The following is an 18,294-nucleotide window of genomic DNA, read 5'->3' as shown; positions in this document are numbered from 1 at the left end:
TGACCCGCCGCAACGCAATTCGATTGCGCGGGGTCCGTAAATGTGCGGCGTGCGTGTATTCGGCATGCCCGCCGCACGGCAGGTGAACGAAATGCAAACGAGGGGACCATCACTGTGGGCGACATTTCCGCCGACTCACCGCCGGCCCTGCAACTGCCCGTGCGGGACGCCGGGCACGGCGCCCCGGACGGCGCGGGAAGCGGTGCGCACTCCTGGTCCGGCGCGGTGCCGCCGCCGGGCGGGGCGGCCGCCGGAGCCGCGGCCGCCGACCTGTGGCACGCCGCGTTCGCCGTGCTCGTGCACCGCTACAGCGGTCAGGACGACATCGTGCTGGCCCGGGCGGGCGGCGCGCACGGTGCGCCGGTCGCCGTCCGCTCCCTCCTCGCGCCGGAGCAGACCCTCCCGGCCCTCGCGCTGGGACTCGCCGCCGCCCACCGGGAGGCCGTGAGCGGGGCCGTGCCCGGCGCCGCGGCCGACCTGGGCGGCGGCCTGCGGGCGGGCTTCCTGGAGTCGGACGGCGTCTCCCCCGTGCCGGAGGGCTTCGCGCTGCTGCTGGAGGCCCGGCCCGCCCCGGACGGCCCGCTGTTCACCCTGCACTACGACCGGGCCCTGTTCCCCGGCACGGTGATCGCGCGGATGGCCGCGAACCTGGACACCCTGCTGGCGGACGCGGCCGCCCGCCCCGGGGCCCCCGCGGGCGAGCTGGCCCTGCTGTCCCCGGAGGAGTGCCGCCGGCTGCGGGGGTTCAACGACACGGCCCGCCCCTACGACCGCGACACCCCCCTGCACGCCCTCGTGGAGGCCCAGGCCGCCCGCACCCCCGACGCCCCGGCCGTCGAATGGCGGGGCAGCGTGCTCACGTACCGCGGGCTGGACCGGCAGGCCAACCGGCTGGCCCGGGCCCTGGCCTCGCACGGGATCGCCCCGGGCTCGCGGATCGGCCTCTCCCTGGGCCGCACGCACCACTCCGTCGCCCTGCTGCTCGCCGTCCACAAGGCGGGCTGCGCGTACGTACCGCTCGACCCCGCCTACCCCGCGGACCGGCTGGCCGCCATCGCCGCCACCGCCGACCTGGCCGCCGTCGTCCACGACGGCGACGACGCCCCGGCGTGGCTCGGCGACGGGCCCGTACGGGCGCTGCCGTGGCGGGAGCTGCGGGAGAAGGCGGAGAGCGAGGACGAGCGGGCCCCGGACGTCACCGTCGGCCCGGACGGCACCACCCACCTCATATACACCTCCGGCTCCACCGGCCTGCCCAAGGGCGTGGTGATCAGCCACCGCAACGTGGCGGCCCTCCTCGCCTGGGCGCAGGAGACGTACGGGGACGGGGACCTGCGGCGGGTGCTCTTCTCCACCTCGCTCAACTTCGACCTGTCGGTGTACGAGCTGTGGGCCCCGCTCACCCGCGGCGGCTGCGTCGTCGTCGTGGACAACGTCCTCGCGCTCACCGAGGACGAGGGGCTGCGCCCGACCCTCGTCAACACCGTGCCCAGCGCCCTGAACGTGCTGCTCCAGCGCGGCGCGGTGCCCGCCTCCACCCGCGTCCTGAACGTGGCCGGCGAGCCGCTGTCCCGGGAACTGGTGAACGAGGCCTTCGCGTCCACCGGCATCGAACGGCTCTACAACCTGTACGGGCCCTCCGAGGACACCACCTACTCCACCTGGAAGTGCTTCACCGGCCCCACCGACGGCGCGCCCACCATCGGCGCGCCCGTGCACAACACCACCGCCCACCTCCTGGACCCGCTCGGCCGGCCCGTGCCGATCGGCGCGACCGGCGAACTCCACCTGGGCGGCGACGGCCTGGCCGCCGGCTACATCAACGACCCCGAGCGCACCGCGGCCTCGTTCATCGCCGCTCCGGCGCACCTCGGCGGGGTACCGGGCGGGCGGCTGTACCGCACCGGCGACCTGGCCCGGTGGACGGAGGAGGGCGAGCTCCGCTTCCTGGGCCGCCGGGACAACCAGGTGAAGGTGCGCGGCTTCCGGATCGAACTCGGCGAGCTGGAGGCGGCACTGCGCGGCGCCGTGGGCCTGAAGGACGTCGCGGCCCTGGCCGTGCGCACCGACGGTGACACCCGGCTGGTCTGCTACGTGGGCCTGGAGGGCGACGACGTCACCGTCGAGGCAATGGCCGCCCATCTGCGGGCCAAGCTGCCGCAGTACATGCAGCCCGCGAGGATCGTCGTCGAGGAGCGGCTGCCGCGGCTGCCCAACGGCAAGGTCGACCGCAAGACCCTGGCCGCCCGGGACGTCGACTGGGGGCAGCAGTCCGTCGACGGCGACGCCTTCGACGACCCCGACGAGGCCGAGGTGGCGGCGGTCTGGTCCGATCTGCTCGGCCTGTCCCGGGTCTCCCCCGGGGTGGACTTCTTCTCCGTGGGCGGCCACTCGCTGCTCGCCACCCTGCTGGCGGCACGCCTGTCCGACGCGGCCGGCCGGCCCGTCCGGGTGGCGGAGATCTACCGCCACCGCACCCTCGCCGAGCAGGCCGCACTGCTGCGCCGCACCCGCGGGGAAGCGGCGGGGGCGGCCGCCGCCGGGGCGGTGGCGGGGCCGGCGGAGCGGCTGCGCGCCGTCGCCGACACCCTGCGCGAGTCCGCGCGCGGCCACGGCGTACCGGGTGCCGGCGCCGCCGTGTTCCTGGACGGGGCGCTGGAGCTGACCTACCACGGCGTCACCGACACCGTCTCCGGCGCCGCGTACGGGCCCGGCACCCGCCAGCGCGTCACCTGCGTCACCAAGCCGATGCTGGCGTTCGTCGCCCTGCGCCTGGTGGACCGGGGTCTGCTGGGGCTGGACCAGCCGCTGGACGAGCTGCTGCCGCAGGCGTTCCGGCGCCGCGGCGGGGGCACCGTGAAGGTGACGCTGCGGCACCTCCTGTCGCACACCAGCGGGGTCGACGACTCGTACGAGGTGTGGCACGACACCGGCCTGCCGGACCTCGGCTCCTACATCGCCACGCTGCCCGCCTACGGCCAGCTGTTCGAGCCGGGCGAGGTGTTCGCGTACTCGGCGGTGGGGACCTCGATCGTCGCCGCACTGATCGAGAAGCTGCTCGGGGTCCCGTGGCGTCGCGCGGTGAACGAGCTGATGCTCGCCCCGCTCGGCATCCGGGAGGTGCCCGAGACCCTCACCGAGGGCGGCCACTACGGGGGTACGGTCTCGGCCGGCTACGTGTGGACCGAGCGGGTCAAGGGCTACGTGCGCCACGACCCGCCGCCGCAGACCATCGCCGACGACGCGGCCGGCTCGTTCTCCGTGTGCCTCACCCTGGACGAACTGGCGAGGATCGCGATGCTGGCCATTGACGACGGGGTCGCCCCCGGCGGTGAGCGGCTGCTCTCGGCCGAGCTGGCGCGCGAGATGCGCACGCCCCAGATCCCCGTCCCCGGCCACCACTTCATGCACGCGTGGGGCCTGGGCTGGCTGATGTTCGGGCCGTCCGCCTTCGGCTTCAACTCCAACGGCAGCGGCCACCACAACTTCATCCAGATCTTCCCCGAGCAGCGCTCGTTCCTGCTGCTGCTCGCCAACGCCTACCCGGCCTTCGGCCTCTACGAGGACCTGCTGCGGTCCCTCACCGGCGAGGGGCTCATCCGCACCGGTCGCCCGTTCGAGATGGAACTCGGCGACTGCGCCGGCCTGTACGCCTCCGACGGCTACCGGCTGGAGGTGCTGCGCGGTACGGAGCACCTGCGCTACGCGTACTCCGAGCGGCAGCCGGACGGTGCGTGGCTGTGCCTGGACGAGGGCGACCTGGTGCTGTCCGGCGCCGGCGGCTTCAGCTCGATGTCCGAGAAGAACATCCTCGCCGGCTCGATCTCCTTCATCCCCACCCCCGGTACCGCCGTCCCGGGATTCGTCCGCATCGGCCAGCGCTTCGCGAGGAAGACACGATGACCGACCCACTGCACCCCCCGCACCCTTCCGCACCCGACGCCCGGCACGTGGTCTTCGTGACCTGGAAGGCGGGCAACGCCCCCGCGTTCGAGGCCGCCAAGCGGCTCGGCCACCACGTGACGCTCATCCGCTCGCTGCTCATGGAGCAGGCCCAGAACATCGACTTCGACGCCTCCCCGTACGCGCGCTTCGTCGACCGGGTCCACGTCCTGAAGGACGCCACCGACCCCGCGGCGCTGCGCTCGTGCGTACAGGAGGTCCACCGGGAGCGTCCGGTCGACGGCTTCGTCGCCACCGTGGACGCGCTGGTGGTCCCCGTCGCGCGGATCGCCGAGGAGATCGGGGTTCCGTTCACCGACGCCGGCGGGGCCGAGACGGCCAAGCAGAAGGACCGCTGCCGGGAGGTGCTGGCGGCGGCCGGGGTGGACTCCACCCGGTACGCGGTCGTCGGCGGCTTCGAGGAGGCCGCGGCCTTCGCGGCCGCCGGAGGGTACCCCGTCGTCGTCAAGCCGGCCCGGGGCTCCGGGAGCGAGGGCGCCCATGTCGTCGCGGACGAGGAGCAGCTGGCCGGTGTCCTCGCCGGGGCCCCGGACGACGCGTACGCGGCGGGCATCCTCGTCGAGGAGTACCTGAGCGGGCGGTTCGTCTCCGCGGAGATCGGCCTGGTGCACGGGCGGTTCCTGCGGCTGGCCGTCAGCGAGCGCTCCACCTGGCACCGGCACGAGGCCCTGGAGACCGGTACGACGATCCCGGCGGGCATCTCGTCCGAGGAGCACGACCGGGTGATGCGGTTCGCCGAGGAGGTGGTCGGCGCGGTCGGCCTGCGGCTCGGCGTCTTCCACGTGGAGGTGATGCTGGGGGCGGACGGCACGCCCCGGCTGATCGAGCTCAACCCCCGCATCATGGGCTCCTGCCTGCCGAACCTGTTCCGTCTCGCGGGCGGCGGGGACATCTTCGAGCTGCTCGTCCGGATCCACCTGAACGAGCCGATCGAGCGCGGTCCGACGGCCTTCGACGGGTACGCCACGGTCCGCTGGTTCGGTGCCGCCGACCGGGTGCCCACCCCGGAGCGGGTGCCGGACCTCGGCTGGGCCGCCGAGCGGTACGGCGACAGCCTGCACTCGTTCACGGTCCGCTTCCCCGAGGGCGACACCCTGCTGCCCTGCCGGGGCAACCTCGGGAACTTCGGCGAGGTCCAGGTCGTGCACCCCGACCGGGCGACGTCGATACGCATCGCCGAGGACGTCGTCGCCGGCACGGCCGAGCGGCTCGGTATCGAGGTGACGAGGTGAGGACGACGACCACGACCGCCTTCTTCGACCAGACCCGTCGGCAGCTCGCCCGGCTGGGCCTGCCGGACGGGGACCCGCAGCTCACGCCCGACTCGGACGCCGTCTTCGCCGACGGCGGGCACTTCCGCATCGAGGTGCCGACGGTGAACTCGGTGGAGGCCGCCGAGCGGCTGCTGAGCGAGAGCCGCCGCCGGGGCTTCACCGTCAACCGCATCACCGAGACCCGCGGCATGTACCGGCACACGGCCCGCGAGATCGGCGAGTACGTGGCGCTCGGCAAGGAGTTCGGCGCCGAGGTCCTGATGTCGGTCGGCCCCCGCGCCACCAACGACATCGGGGCCGGGGCGCAGACGCCCGAGGGGGCCCGGATCGGCTACCGGCTGCGCGGGCAGGAGCAGATCGTGCGCGCCGTCGAGGACGTCAAGCGCGGCATCGGCCTGGGCGTGCGCGGGTTCGTCGTCTACGACGAGGGCCTGCTGTGGGTGCTGGGACGGCTGCGGACCGCCGGCGAGCTGCCGGCCGGGATCCACCTGAAGGTGTCCGCGCACTGCGGGCAGGGCAACCCGGCGTCGGCGCAGATGCTGGAGATGCTCGGCGCGAACAGCTTCAACCCGGTGCGCGACCTGACGCTGCCGATGATCGCGGCGCTGCGGCAGGCGGTGACGGTCCCACTGGACCTGCACGTGGACAACCCGCGCAGCTCGGGCGGGTTCATCCGCACCTACGAGGCCCCCGACATCGTCCGGGTGGCGGCGCCGGTCTACCTCAAGACGGGCAACAGCGCCCTGGAGGGCCACGGGGTGAGTCCGTCCCCCGCTCAGCTGGACGACATCCTGCGGCAGGTCGAGCTGGTCACCGAGTTCGTCGGCCGGCACCACCCCGGGGCCCGGCAGAGCCGCCCCGGGTCCGCCGCCCTCTCCCTGGAGGCCGCCGGGAGCGTTCCCGCCCCCGGCCGCCGGACGGAGGTGTGAGCCATGTGCCGCATCCACGGCTGCTTCGGCGGGGAACCCGCCGGGCGGGAGGTGCTCGACGCCGTCGCGGCGGCGATGACCGAGGGCGGGCCCGACGCGCAGACCGTCCGGCGCGGTGACGGCTGGGCGCTCGGCAACAACCGGCTCGCCATCCAGGGCATCGCCTCCGGCGACCAGCCCTTCGTGCGCGGCGCGCTGTGCTGCGTGTTCAACGGCGAGATCTACAACCACCGGCAGCTCCGCGCCGAGCTGGCCGCGCACGGCTACTCCTTCGAGGGCGACTGCGACGGCGACGTGCTGCTGCCGCTGTACGAGCTGTACGGCGACGCCTTCACCAGCCGGCTGGAGGGCATGTTCGCGATCGCGCTGGTCGACGAGCGGGAGGAGCCGTGCCTGAAGCTCTTCACCGACCACGCGGGCATGAAGTCGCTGTACTACTACGTGTCCGCCGACGGCCGCCGGCTGTGCTTCGCCTCCGAGCTGCGGGCGCTGGCCCGTTTCCCGGACTTCCCCGACGAGCTGGATCCGCTCGCGGTCGACCGGTACCTCGGCGGGAAGGCGGTCTGGGGCCCGGGCACCGTGTACACCCGGGTCCGCACCCTGGAGCCCGGCTCGGTGCTGCGCTTCGCGGACGGGCGCGAGACGCTGACCCGCACGGACCTGGAGCCCGCCGAGGTCGACTGGCCCGGCGGCGCGCCGACCGTGGAGGCGGCGGCGGAGCTGCTGGACGGGCTGCTGCGCACCGAGATGGGCCGCATGCTCGACGCGGACGTCCCGGTGTGCGTGATCACCAGCGGCGGGCTCGACTCCAGCTACACCACCGCCCTCGCCGCCCACCTGGTGTCCGACGTGGCCTCGTTCAACATCGCCTACCGGGGTGACTGGCCGGCCGACGAGCGCCACTGGGCGGCGGAGGTGGCCCGCCACTGCGGTACGGAGCACCATCAGGTGCTCCTCGACCCGGCGGGGTTCCCGGAGCTGGTGGAGCGGTTCACCCGCCACCTCGACCAGCCGAACAACGCCCCGCACAGCCTCAGTACCTTCGCCCTGTTCGAGGCGGTGCACGACGCCGGGTTCAAGGTGGCCCTGACGGGTGACGGGGCGGACGAGCTGTTCGCCGGGTACGCCCGCTTCACCAAGGCGGACCGGGACGGCGACTCCGCCTGGCACCGGGCCTACCAGGACACGATGGCCGTCGCCGGCCCGGCGGCGCTCGCCCGGCTGTACACGCCCGCCCACCTGGAGCGCGTACGGGCGGCCGGGGGCCACTTCGGGGACCGCAGCGGCGACGAGCTGGCGCGCCGGGTGCGCTCCGGCCCGCACGGGAAGCTGGAGACGCTGCTGCGCTACGACCAGGCGGAGCGGTTCCCCTACTACATCCTGCGCCGCGTGGACCACCTGAGCATGGCGCACTCGGTGGAGGCCCGGATCCCGTTCCTCCAGCCGTCGGTGATGCGCCTGGCGCACGCGCTGCCCGCCGCCGTGAAGGTGGCCGGCGACACGGTGAAGGCGCCGGTGGCGCGGGCGGCCCGGCCCTGGGTGCCGCGGAGCGTCATCGACCGGCCCAAGCAGCCGTTCACCCTGCCGGTCGCGGCGATGATCCGGCCGGGCGAGGCGCTCTACGACATGGTCGGCGACCTCCTCCTCGGCCCCGGCGCCCGCTGCCTCGACTACGTCCGCCGGGACGCCGTCCGCGAGCTCTTCCGCTCCCAGACCGAGAGCCCCGGGGCGCACGCCGCCGAACTGCTCTGGTCCCTCCTGGTCCTGGAGAGCTGGCTCTCCGCACGCGGTCTGACCCCCGCGCCCCTCCACCCGTAGACCCCTCCACACCCGAGAAACGAGACAGGACATGACCGACACGCCCGAGTCCCGCCCCGCGATCACCTCGCTGCTGGCCGGAGTCACCAGGGCCGACATCCGCCGCGACCCGTTCCCGCACGTCGTGATCAGCGACGCGCTGCCCCAGGAGCTGTACGACGCCCTGGCGAAGTCGATGCCGACCGCGGAGTACATCGGCGAGCGGATCGGGAAGCCGATCACCTCGAACGAGCGCTACAACTACATGTCCGAGATGGTCCTCGCCGACGCCACGATGGCGCAGGTGTGGAAGGACTTCGTCACCTACCACTCCTCCCCGGCCTTCTACGAGGAGTTCCTCGACCTCTTCGAGGAGGACCTGCTCGCCAACCTCCCGGAGACCGAGGAGCTGGTGGGTCCGCTGCGCGAGCTGCGCGTGGGCCGCCGCAACCGGGACGGCTTCGAGACGCACGACATCCTGCTGGACTGCACGGCCGTCATCAACTCGGCCGTCACCGGCCGCCCCTCGGCCTACCGCGGGCCGCACGTGGACAAGCCGCACAAGCTCTTCGGCGGGCTGTTCTACATGCGTCTGCCCGAGGACGACGCGACCGGCGGCGACCTGGTGCTCTACAAGTACCGGCCGGGCGCGCACAAGTTCCACACCAGCGCCTCCGAGTACGGTGACAACCGCTTCGACATCGACCCGCAGTACGTCGAGGAGGTCACGACCGTCCCGTACCGGAGCAACACCCTGGTGCTGTACCCGATCAACCCGCTCGCCCTGCACGGGGTGTCGGTGCGCAGCCTGACCCAGCACCAGCGGCGCTTCATCGCCCTCGTCGGGGACCTGCCGCGGCAGCTCTTCGACCTCGCGCTCTGAGGAGGAGGCGGCTGTGATCCCCTTCGACCAGCGCACCGGCAAGATCTGGTACGACGGCTCCCTCGTGGACTGGGGCGACGCCCGGCTCCACGTGCTCAGCCACGGACTGCACTACGCGTCCAGCATCTTCGAGGGCGTCCGCGTCTACGGCGGCGAGGCGTTCATGCTCAGGGAGCACATCGCGCGGCTCGGCGCCTCGGCCCGCATCCTGGACTTCGAGCTGGAGTACACCGAGGAGGTGCTGTACGAGGCCACCCGCGCGGTGATCGCCGAGGCGGGCATCACCGAGGGCTACGTCCGCATGAACGCCTGGCGGGGTTCGGAGATCATCCAGACGGCGGCGCTGAAGACGTCCGTGCACACCTCGGTGGCCGCGTGGGAGCTCCCGGCGGGCTACTACGCGGCGGAGGACGCCGTGGACCAGGGGATCTCCCTGGTCACGGGCCGCTACCGCAGGCCTTCGCCGGAGTACGCCCCGGTCAAGAGCAAGGCCGCCGGCAACTACATGATCGGCACGGTCAGCAAGAACGAGGCGCTGCGGGCGGGGTTCGACGACGCCCTGCTCCTCGACGACCGCGGGCACTTCGTCGAGGCGACCGGGGCGCACCTGTTCTTCACCAAGGACGGGGCGCTGTACACCCCGACGACGCGCTGCACCATCGACGGGATCACCCGGGCGTGCGTACTGGCGATCGCCGACCGGGAGGGGATCGAGTGCGTGGTCGCCGACCTGGCCCCGGCGTTCGCGGGCGAGGCCGACGGCGCGTTCCTGTGCGGGACCGCGTGTGAGATCCTCCCGGTCGGCCGCCTCGATGATCATCACTACGACGTCGCCGGCAACGCGGTGACACACAAGATCGTCACGGCCTACCGGGAGCTGGTCCGGGGAGGCGCCGAGCTGCGCGTTCCCGGCGGCCGGGCCCGGTAGGAAGCCGTCGCGACAGGGAAACAGGCCCCTTCCGAGGGGGCCGCAAGAGCAAGGGCACGTGCATGGGAGCGGTAGATGCTCTGGAAAAACTCGCACCGGTGGTGCTGGCCTTCGGTTGCGGGGTCGTCCTGGCACGGCGGAAGGTGGTGCCGGCCGAGAGTTCCAAGGTGTTCGCGGACTACGCGTTCCTCTTCGCCGTGCCCTGCTTCCTCTTCGGGAACATCTACCGCAGCGACCTGGGGGCCCTGTTCAACTGGCGGGCCATCAGCGGCTACGCGGCCGCGGCGTGCGCCGCGGCCGCGCTGATCGGCGTACTGGCCTGGGTCCTGGGCGTACGCGATCCGCGCGGCGTGGCGCTGCGCATCATGGCCGCCGTCCAGGTGAACACGGCCTACTTCGCCGTGCCGGTGTTCATCATGCTGTTCGGGAACGCGGCGCCGATCTTCCCGGTGCTGCTGTTCCAGGTCTGCGTGCTGTCCCTGATCATCATCTCGATCATGGAGCTGGGGCGCCCGGACCGGGTCGGGAGCCCGGCCCGGCGGCTCGGGTCCGCCGTCGCCGCCTCGCTGATGACCCCCGTCGTGATCGCCTGCAACGCGGGCATCGTGCTCAACCTGCTGCCCGTCACGGTGCCCGGGGTCGTGCTCGACAGCTTCACCTTCGTCGGCGACAGCGCCTCGCCCGTCGCGCTGTTCGCCCTCGGACTGCACCTGGGCGGAAGCGGGATCAAGATCCGCGGCACCACCATGGAGGAGGTCTGGATCACCGGCTTCAAGTGCGTGGCACTGCCGCTGATCACCTACACCGTGTGCCGCTTCGTCTTCGGCGTGGAGGGCGAGTGGCTGAGCTACCTCGTCCTGATCGCGGCGATGCCCGCACCCCAGAACCTGTTCATCTTCGCCCAGCGCTACGACGTCGGGGTCGACATGTCGGCCTCCCTCGTCATCAAGAGCTCGGTCCTCGCGCTGCTGCTGCTCCCGCTGTGGACGCAGCTGGTCGCCCACCCGGCCTGAGCCGTACCGATCATCCAGAAAGGCACAATCGTGACGCAGACCGCGCAGCCCACCAGGATCGCCGTCGAGCAGGTGGCCGGCCGCATCGGGGCCGAGATCTCCGGGGTCGACCTGGGCCAGGAGCTGGACGAGGCCGTGGTGGCCGAGATCCGCAAGGCCGTCCTCGCCCACCGGGTCGTCTTCTTCCGCGGCCAGGACATCACCCACGCCCAGCACATAGCCTTCGGCCGCCGCTTCGGCGCGCTGACCCGCCGCCCGGGCAAGAAGCACGGCGTGCACCCCGAGGGGTACCCGGAGATCCTCACCGTCGACCCGAAGGCGGACACCGCGCGCTACGGGGCCGACTTCGAGGAGCACTACCGCCGCAAGTGGTCCTCCCCGCTGGCCGGCTGGCACAGCGACCTCACCCAGGCCGTCAACCCGCCCAGCCTCTCCATCCTGCGGGCCGAGCGGACGCCCGCCTTCGGCGGGGACACCCAGTGGACCAACACGGTCGCCGCGTACGAGGGCCTGTCGGCGCCGCTGCGCGAGTTCGTGGACGGGCTGACCGCCGAGCACGCCTTCTTCACGGCCGTGCACCTGCGCCACTCCGACGAGCGGGACCGCGAGATCCTGCGGATCTACTGCGAGGACCCGCAGGTGGCCGTCCACCCGGTGGTGCGGGTCCACCCCGAGACCGGCGAGAAGGCCCTGTTCGTCAGCCCCGGCTCGACCACGCGGATCACCGGGTTCACCGAGCTGGAGAGCCGCCACCTGCTGGAGCTGCTGTTCCAGCACCTGACCAGCGCCGAGTACACGGTCCGCTTCCGGTGGGAGCCGGGCAGCATCGCCCTCTGGGACAACCGCAGCACCTGCCACTTCGCCCCCACCGACTTCGCCCACCTCGACGTCGACCGGGTGATGCACCGCGTGACGGTCCTGGGGGAGCCCGCGCGGGGGCCGCACGGCTTCGTCTCGCAGCTCGTGGAGGGGGAGCCGATGCGGGCCTGGTAGACGGGCCGCCCCGGCGGGCATAGAGGTCGGGCCACGGACGTACGGACCCCGGAGTGCCCCATGAGCCCCAGCGCCGCCGATGCCACCGCTCCCCCGCCGGAGGGTCCCCCCGGGGCAGCGGCCGTGTCCCGCCGGGAGTTCGACGCCCTGTTCGACGCGGTCCGGACCTGGGGCCGGTGGGAGGCGGCCGGGCGCGGCGCCTGGAACAGGGTGACGCAGGAGCACGTGCGCGGGGCCGCCGCGCTGGTCCGCTCGGGCACGATCGTTCCCCTGGGGCGCCCCTGGGACACGGCCCCCGGGCCGGACAACGCCCGGCCGGCCCTGCACCACATGACCGACCTCGGCGACGTGGAGGAACCGGAGCCGTCCGCGTACAAGGACTTCCTCGGCGCGGACTACCACGGCAAGTCGGTCAGCCACCTCGACGCGCTGTCGCACATCGGCTACCGGGGGCGACTCTACGACGGCCGGGCGGCGCGCGAGGAGGCCGGCGCCGGGGGCGTACGGTTCGGCTCGGTGGCGTCCCTCGGCCCGCTGGTCACCCGGGGCGTGCTGCTGGACCTGCCCGCCGTGCTGGGGGTGCCGTGGCTGGAGCCGGGGCACGCGGTGCGGGCGCGGGACCTGCCGGCCGCGGAGGAGGCCCTCGGCGTGCGGATCGGGGAGGGCGACGCGGTCCTGCTGCGCTCCGGACGGTTCCGCCGCCGCCGGGAGCTGGGCCCCTGGGACCCGGGGACGGGCAGCGCCGGCTGGCACGTGGACGCCGTCCCGCTGCTGGCGGAGCGGGGCGTGGCCCTGCTCGGCGCCGACGGGGACAGCGACGTCCGGCCCTCGCCGGTGGAGGGCCTGCACTCCCCCGTCCACACCCTCGCCATCACGGCGATGGGGGTGCCCCTGCTGGACAACCTCGACCTGGAGGCGCTCTCCGCCGCCTGCGCCGGGGCGGACCGCCACGTGTTCATGCTCGTCGTGTCCCCGCTGAACGTGCCGGGCGGGACGGGTTCACCGGTCAACCCGGTCGCGGTGCTCTGAACCGTCCTCGCACGGCCATCCGGCCCCCACGGCGCGGCAAAACCGGAGGAATATACTCAAAACCGAACCATCGAGACTGCTCCGACGAGGGAAGTGGTGCACATGGGGGTCGTCGACGACCGCACCGGCCCCGTGCAGTCCCGTGACCGGTTCCTGCACGGCGGGTCGGCCGAGTCGGTCGTCCGGAGCGTGCGCAGTCCGATCCTGAGTTCGTGGCAGCGCAGCATGCTGCTGGGGCTGTCACCGGACCAGACCGAGCTCCCGTTCACCGAGGACTTCGACGCGGACGGTCCCGTCGTCCGCGCCGCCGCACCCGTGCTCGACCGGCTCGCGTCGCTCTTCGCGGGCAGCCGGATGAACATCTGCCTCGCCGACGGGCACGGCACCGTGCTCGAACGCCGCTTCGGCGACAAGTCCCTGCCCGGCCGGCTGCCGGCCATCCAGACCCAGCCCGGCTTCGTCTTCACCGAGCGGGTCGCGGGCACGAACGGGATCGGCCTGACCCTCGCGGAGCGGCAGCTCGTCCAGGTCAACGGCGCCGAGCACTTCGCCGAACGCTCCCAGTCCAGCGCCTGCACCGCGGCGCCCATCCGCGACCAGCTCAGCGGGCACATCGAGGGCGTCCTGTGCCTCGGCTACCCCTACACCGACGCGGACCCGGCCCTGGCCGCCGTCGTCCGCCGCGCAGCCGAGGCGATCGAACGGCGGCTGATGGAGCAGAGTTCGGCGCGCGAGCGCGGGCTGCTCCAGGCGTACCTGGAGGCCGGGAACCGGGTCCGGGCCCACGGGGACACCCTCGACGGGCATCCGGTCGCCCTGGCGCTGCTGCTGCTGAGCGAGCTGGAGCAGAGCGACCACACGACCCTCAAGGAGAAGGCCACCGAGCTGCTGTCCGGCGCCCGCCGGGCCGCCGCGGAGGTGTCCCTGTCCCACGGCAGGCGGGTCACCCTCGTCAGCCGGCCCGTGACGAGCCCGGCCGGGGTGGAGGGGATCGTCGTCGAGGCCCTGCTGCCCGACGAGGAGGAGCACCACGCCCCCGCCCCCGCGCCCCTGCACGCCCATGCCGCCCCGCCCCCGTCCGGGAGCGCGCCCGCCGCTGCCGCCCCGGCCTCCGCCTCGGGTACCGGCGCGGTGCGGGGGCTGGTGCTGGTCGGCGAGCCGGAGGTGGGGAAGTACGCCGTCGCGGCACGCCGGCGCCTGGAGCTGCTGGCCGAGGCCAGCACCCGGATCGGCACCACGCTCGACGTGGACCGCACGGCCCGGGAGCTGGCCGAGACCGCGGTCCCGAGGCTGGCGGACTTCGTCACCGTCGACGTGCCCGAGTCGGTGCTGCGCGGCGAGGAGTCCGGCGACCCGACCGGGGAACTGCACCGCACGGTGGTGCACGGCATCCGCGACGACTGCCCCTTCTACCCGGTCGGCGAGCGGCTGGTGCTCCGCCCGACCACGCCCCACATGCGCTGCCTGGCCACCGGGCAGCCGGTGCTGGAACCCGAACTGAAGGCGGCCTTCGGCTGGATCGCCCAGGACCCGGAGCACGCCGAGCTGCTCCTCGCCCACAACGTCCACTCGCTGATCACCGTGCCGCTGCTCGCGCGGGGCGTCGTCCTCGGCGTCGCGTGCTTCTACCGCTCCCGCAACCCCGCCCCGTACGGGGACGACGACCGCTCCCTCGCCCAGGAACTCGCCGCCCGCGCCGCCCTGTGCATCGACAACGCCCGCCGCTACACCCGCGAGCACACCCTGGCCCTGAGCCTCCAGCGCAGCCTGCTCCCCCACGGGCTGCCCGAGCAGAGCGCCGTCGAGGTCGCCCACCGCTACCTGCCCGCCGAGTCCGGGGTGGGCGGCGACTGGTTCGACGTCATCCCGCTGTCCGGGACCCGCGTCGCCCTCCTCGTGGGCGACGTCGTCGGCCACGGACTGCACGCGGCGGCGACCATGGGCAGGCTCCGCACCGCCGCCCGCAACTTCGCCGAACTGGAACTGGCCCCCGACGAACTGCTCACCCACCTGGACAACCTCATGGTGCGCCTGGACCGCGAGGAGGGCGGCGACGACCCGGCCCTCGGCAGCACCGCGATCGTCGGCGCCACCTGCCTGTACGCGGTCTACGACCCGACCACCCAGCGGTGCACGATGGCCCGCGCCGGCCACCCGCCGCCGGCCCTGCTGCTGCCCGACGGCACGGTGACCTTCCCCGAACTGCCCGCCGGGCCCCCACTGGGCCTGGGCGGCCTGCCGTTCGAGTCCGCCGAGATCTACCTCCCCGAGAACAGCCGGCTGATCCTCTACACCGACGGGCTCATCGAGGACCGCCACCGCGACATCGACCTCGCCCTCGAAGAGCTGCACCGCATCCTCGCCACCGACCCCCACCGCTCCCCCGAGGACACCTGCCAGGCGGTCCTCGACGCCCTGGCCCCCGAGCACCCCGCCGACGACATCGCCCTCCTGGTCGCCCGCACCCGCGCCACTCCCCCGGACCGGATCGCCGCCTGGGAGCTGCCGGCCGACCCGGCCCGCGTCGGCGACGTCCGCGCCGCGGCCGTGGAGCAGCTCGCCCGGTGGGGCCTGGAGGAGTCCGCCTTCGCCACGGAACTGCTGCTCAGCGAGCTGGTCACCAACGGGATCCGGTACGGCGGCGGTGAACCCGTCCGGGTGCGCCTGATCCACGACCGCACCCTGATCTGCGAGGTGTACGACTCCAGCAACACCGCCCCGCGCATGCGCCAGGCGGCCAACACCGACGAGGGCGGCCGGGGCCTGTTCCTCGTGGCGCAGCTCGCCCAGGCCTGGGGCACCCGCTACACGCCCGACGGAAAGGTCATATGGGCGGAATGCACCCTGGACGCGGCGTGACCCGGTCCCGGCGGCAAGGTCCTCTAGAGTCGAGGAATGAGCCCACCTCCGCGTCCCGGTGGAGAACCCCTCGTCCGCGTGCGCGGTCTGCGCAAGCGCTTCGGCGGCACCCTCGCGCTGGACTCGGTCGACCTCGACCTGTACCGCGGCAGCGTCCTGGCGCTGCTCGGCCCCAACGGCGCCGGGAAGTCCACCCTCATCAAGGTGCTCGCCGGGGTCCACCACGCCGACGCGGGCGAGGTGACCGTGGCCGGCCGGCCGCTCGGCTCCCACGGGGCCGCCCGGCACATGTCCTTCATCCACCAGGACCTCGGGCTGGTCGAGTGGATGACGGTGGCCGAGAACATCGCCCTGGGCACGGGCTACCCGCGCCGGGCCGGGCTGATCTCCTGGCGGCGGACCCGGGAACGGTGCCAGGAGGCCCTGGGGACCGTCGCCGGGCACCTGGACGCCGGCGCCCGGATCGCCGACCTCGCCCCCGCGGAGCGCTCGCTGGTCGCCATCGCCCGCGCCCTGGCCGCGCGGGCCGAGGCCATCGTCCTCGACGAGCCGACCGCCACCCTGCCCGCCGCCGACTGCGCCCGGCTGTTCGGCGTACTGCACGCCCTGCGCGACCGGGGGCACGGCATCCTCTACGTCAGCCACCGGCTCGACGAGGTCTACCGGGTCGCCGACGCGTTCGCCGTGCTGCGCGACGGCCGCGTGGTCGAGCACGGCCCGCTCGCCGGGTACGGCCCCGGCCGGCTGGTGCGCGCCGTCGTCGGACACGAGCCGGCCGTCCGCCGCCCCGCCGCGCCCGCGGTGCGTACGGCGGGCCCGCCCCTGCTGCGCCTGGACGGGGTACGGACCGAGCACGCCGGGCCGGTCGGCCTGGAGCTGCGCGCCGGCGAGATCCTCGGCATGGTCGGCCTGACCGGCGCCGGGCACCGGGAGCTCGGCCGCGCGCTGGCGGGCGTCCGGCCGGTGCGCGGCGGGCGGGTGCTGCTCGGCAGCCGCCCGTACCGGCCGCGTACGGCCTGGGACGCCGTCGGCGCGGGCGTCGGCTTCGTGGCCGGGGACCGCCAGGCGGAGGGCTGCGCCCCGGAGCTGACGGTACGGGAGAACTTCCTGGCGAACCCGCGCGCCGCCGGCGTGCCCGCGTGGCGCTGGACCTCGCCCCGGCGCGAGCGCGCCGAGGCGGCCGCGCTGATCGACCGGTTCTCCGTGCTCCCCCGGGACGGCGAGGCGCCCATCGCCACGCTGTCCGGCGGCAACCAGCAGAAGGTGATGGTCGGCCGGTGGCTGCGGGGAGGGCTGCGGCTGCTGGTCCTGGAGGAGCCGACGGCCAGCGTGGACGTGGGGGCCAAGGCGGTGGTCCACCGGCTGCTCGACGAGGCCGCCGCGGCCGGCCTGGGGGTGCTGCTCGTCTCCACCGACTTCGAGGAGGTCGCGGACCTCTGCCACCGCGCCCTGGTCTTCGTCCGCGGGAGGGTGGGCGCCGAACTCGCCGGCCGGCGGCTGACCGTGGCCGAGCTGACCCGGACGGCCTCGGCCATGCCCGCCGTCACCGGAACCGCGTGACGGGCCCATGACCCATTCCCCACCGCCGCGGTCCCCGCTGGAGCGGCTGCGCGGGCACCACATCGGCAGCTACGGCCTGCCGGTCCTGGCCGCCCTGCTCTTCCTGGTCTTCTCGCTCCTCCTGCCGCAGACCTTCCCCACCCGGGACAACGTCTCCGCGATCCTGTCGAACCAGGCCGTCCCGGCCGTCCTCGCGCTGGGGGCGACGGTCCCCGTCGCCACCGGCAGGTTCGACCTGTCCATCGGCTACGGGCTGGGACTCGCGCACGTGATGGTGATGCGGCTGGTCGTCACGGAGGGCTGGCCCTGGCCCCTGGCCTGCCTGGCGGTGGTGTGCGGGGGCGCGGTGGCGGGCGTGCTCACCGGTGTGATCGTCGAGTTCGGGCAGATCGACTCCTTCATCGCCACCCTGGGGACCGGCAGCATGATGTACGCGGTCACCGGCTGGATCACCGGCGGCGCCCGGATCGTGCCCGGCCCGGAGGGCCTGCCGGCCGGCTTCACCGCCCTGTACGACGCCCGCTTCCTCGGGCTGCCGCTGCCGGCCTTCTACGTGCTGGCCGTCGCGGCCGTGCTGTGGGTGGTGCTGGAGCGGCTGCCGGCCGGCCGGTACCTGTACGTCATCGGCTCGAACCCGCGGGCCGCCGCCGTGATCGGCATCCCCACCCGGGCCTACTGCGTGGCCGCCTTCGCCGGTTCGGGACTGGTCACCGGTTTCGCCGGGGTGCTGCTCGCCGCCCAGCAGCAGACCGGCAACCCGAGCACGGGGCTGGACTACCTGCTGCCGGCCTTCGTCGGCGCCCTGCTCGGGTCCACCACGATCAGGCCCGGCCGCGCGAACGCCCTCGGCACCGTCGTGGCCGTCGCCGTGCTCGCCGTCGGGCTCGCCGGGATCGGCCAGCTCGGGGCCCAGTTCTGGGCCACCGCGCTGTTCAACGGCGGGACCCTGCTCATCGCCGTCGGCCTGGCCGGCTACGCGGCCCGCCGCCGGCTGCGCGCCGGTGCCGCCGCCTCCCGCCGCCCGCCCGTGCAGGAGCCGCCCGCACCGGCCCAGGACACCGCCTGA

12 protein-coding genes are annotated in these 18,294 nt (G+C 73.8%); all 12 read left to right on the top strand.

All coding sequences use genetic code 11. From position 1 onward, the window contains the following. The first annotated feature begins 114 nt into the window (after positions 1–114). The 12 genes from ACZ518_RS31065 (at position 115) to ACZ518_RS31010 (ending at position 18,294) form a co-directional block, all read left to right on the top strand. Positions 115–3,903, top strand: a complete 3,789-nt coding sequence (locus ACZ518_RS31065) for a non-ribosomal peptide synthetase (RefSeq protein ID WP_469116355.1) — start codon at positions 115–117, stop codon at positions 3,901–3,903. Beyond that, on the top strand, positions 3,900–5,195 hold the full coding sequence (locus tag ACZ518_RS31060) for an ATP-grasp domain-containing protein (protein ID WP_469116354.1): 1,296 nt from the start codon (positions 3,900–3,902) through the stop codon (positions 5,193–5,195). The genes ACZ518_RS31065 and ACZ518_RS31060 overlap by 4 nt, the downstream gene beginning before the upstream one ends. Then, the gene (locus ACZ518_RS31055) at positions 5,192–6,166 is read left to right on the top strand and encodes a peptidase (protein ID WP_469116353.1); all 975 of its coding nucleotides are present in this window, start codon (positions 5,192–5,194) and stop codon (positions 6,164–6,166) included. The genes ACZ518_RS31060 and ACZ518_RS31055 overlap by 4 nt, the downstream gene beginning before the upstream one ends. Before the next feature lie 3 nt (positions 6,167–6,169). Beyond that, positions 6,170–7,984 (top strand): asparagine synthase (glutamine-hydrolyzing), encoded by a 1,815-nt coding sequence (gene asnB / locus ACZ518_RS31050; RefSeq protein ID WP_469116352.1) that lies wholly within the window; start codon positions 6,170–6,172, stop codon positions 7,982–7,984. Positions 7,985–8,015: 31 nt separating this feature from the next. Continuing rightward, complete coding sequence (locus tag ACZ518_RS31045) at positions 8,016–8,846, top strand: hypothetical protein (protein ID WP_469116351.1); 831 nt, start codon at positions 8,016–8,018, stop codon at positions 8,844–8,846. 13 nt (positions 8,847–8,859) lie between these two features. After that, on the top strand, positions 8,860–9,774 hold the full coding sequence (locus ACZ518_RS31040; protein ID WP_469116350.1) for an aminotransferase class IV: 915 nt from the start codon (positions 8,860–8,862) through the stop codon (positions 9,772–9,774). 62 nt (positions 9,775–9,836) lie between these two features. Further along, positions 9,837–10,787, top strand: coding sequence for an AEC family transporter (locus ACZ518_RS31035; RefSeq protein ID WP_469116349.1), 951 nt, complete (start codon positions 9,837–9,839; stop codon positions 10,785–10,787). 30 nt (positions 10,788–10,817) lie between these two features. Beyond that, positions 10,818–11,780: a TauD/TfdA dioxygenase family protein gene (locus tag ACZ518_RS31030; protein ID WP_469116348.1), complete on the top strand. Its 963-nt coding sequence runs from the start codon at positions 10,818–10,820 to the stop codon at positions 11,778–11,780. Between the two features lie 60 nt (positions 11,781–11,840). Beyond that, positions 11,841–12,809, top strand: coding sequence for a cyclase family protein (locus ACZ518_RS31025; RefSeq protein WP_469116347.1), 969 nt, complete (start codon positions 11,841–11,843; stop codon positions 12,807–12,809). Positions 12,810–12,911: 102 nt separating this feature from the next. After that, positions 12,912–15,668, top strand: coding sequence for an ATP-binding SpoIIE family protein phosphatase (locus ACZ518_RS31020; protein WP_469116346.1), 2,757 nt, complete (start codon positions 12,912–12,914; stop codon positions 15,666–15,668). A gap of 36 nt (positions 15,669–15,704) precedes the next feature. Then, complete coding sequence (locus tag ACZ518_RS31015) at positions 15,705–17,228, top strand: sugar ABC transporter ATP-binding protein (RefSeq protein WP_469116345.1); 1,524 nt, start codon at positions 15,705–15,707, stop codon at positions 17,226–17,228. Between the two features lie 7 nt (positions 17,229–17,235). Further along, positions 17,236–18,294: an ABC transporter permease gene (locus tag ACZ518_RS31010; RefSeq protein WP_469116344.1), complete on the top strand. Its 1,059-nt coding sequence runs from the start codon at positions 17,236–17,238 to the stop codon at positions 18,292–18,294.

It is taken from the genome of Streptomyces sp. NPDC033966 (genome assembly GCF_055575955.1).
The sequence above is the reverse complement of the archived record's forward strand: the minus strand, read 5'-3'. Positions and strand labels throughout refer to the sequence as shown.

Bases quoted from the DNA above. Each gene is read 5' to 3' on its own strand.
- ACZ518_RS31015 (WP_469116345.1), top strand. From the start codon at position 15,705: ATGAGCCCACCTCCGCGTCCCGGTGGAGAACCCCTCGTCCGCGTGCGC.
- asnB (WP_469116352.1), top strand. From the start codon at position 6,170: ATGTGCCGCATCCACGGCTGCTTCGGCGGGGAACCCGCCGGGCGGGAG.
- ACZ518_RS31045 (WP_469116351.1), top strand. From the start codon at position 8,016: ATGACCGACACGCCCGAGTCCCGCCCCGCGATCACCTCGCTGCTGGCC.
- ACZ518_RS31035 (WP_469116349.1), top strand. From the start codon at position 9,837: ATGGGAGCGGTAGATGCTCTGGAAAAACTCGCACCGGTGGTGCTGGCC.
- ACZ518_RS31060 (WP_469116354.1), top strand. From the start codon at position 3,900: ATGACCGACCCACTGCACCCCCCGCACCCTTCCGCACCCGACGCCCGG.
- ACZ518_RS31010 (WP_469116344.1), top strand. From the start codon at position 17,236: ATGACCCATTCCCCACCGCCGCGGTCCCCGCTGGAGCGGCTGCGCGGG.
- ACZ518_RS31020 (WP_469116346.1), top strand. From the start codon at position 12,912: ATGGGGGTCGTCGACGACCGCACCGGCCCCGTGCAGTCCCGTGACCGG.
- ACZ518_RS31025 (WP_469116347.1), top strand. From the start codon at position 11,841: ATGAGCCCCAGCGCCGCCGATGCCACCGCTCCCCCGCCGGAGGGTCCC.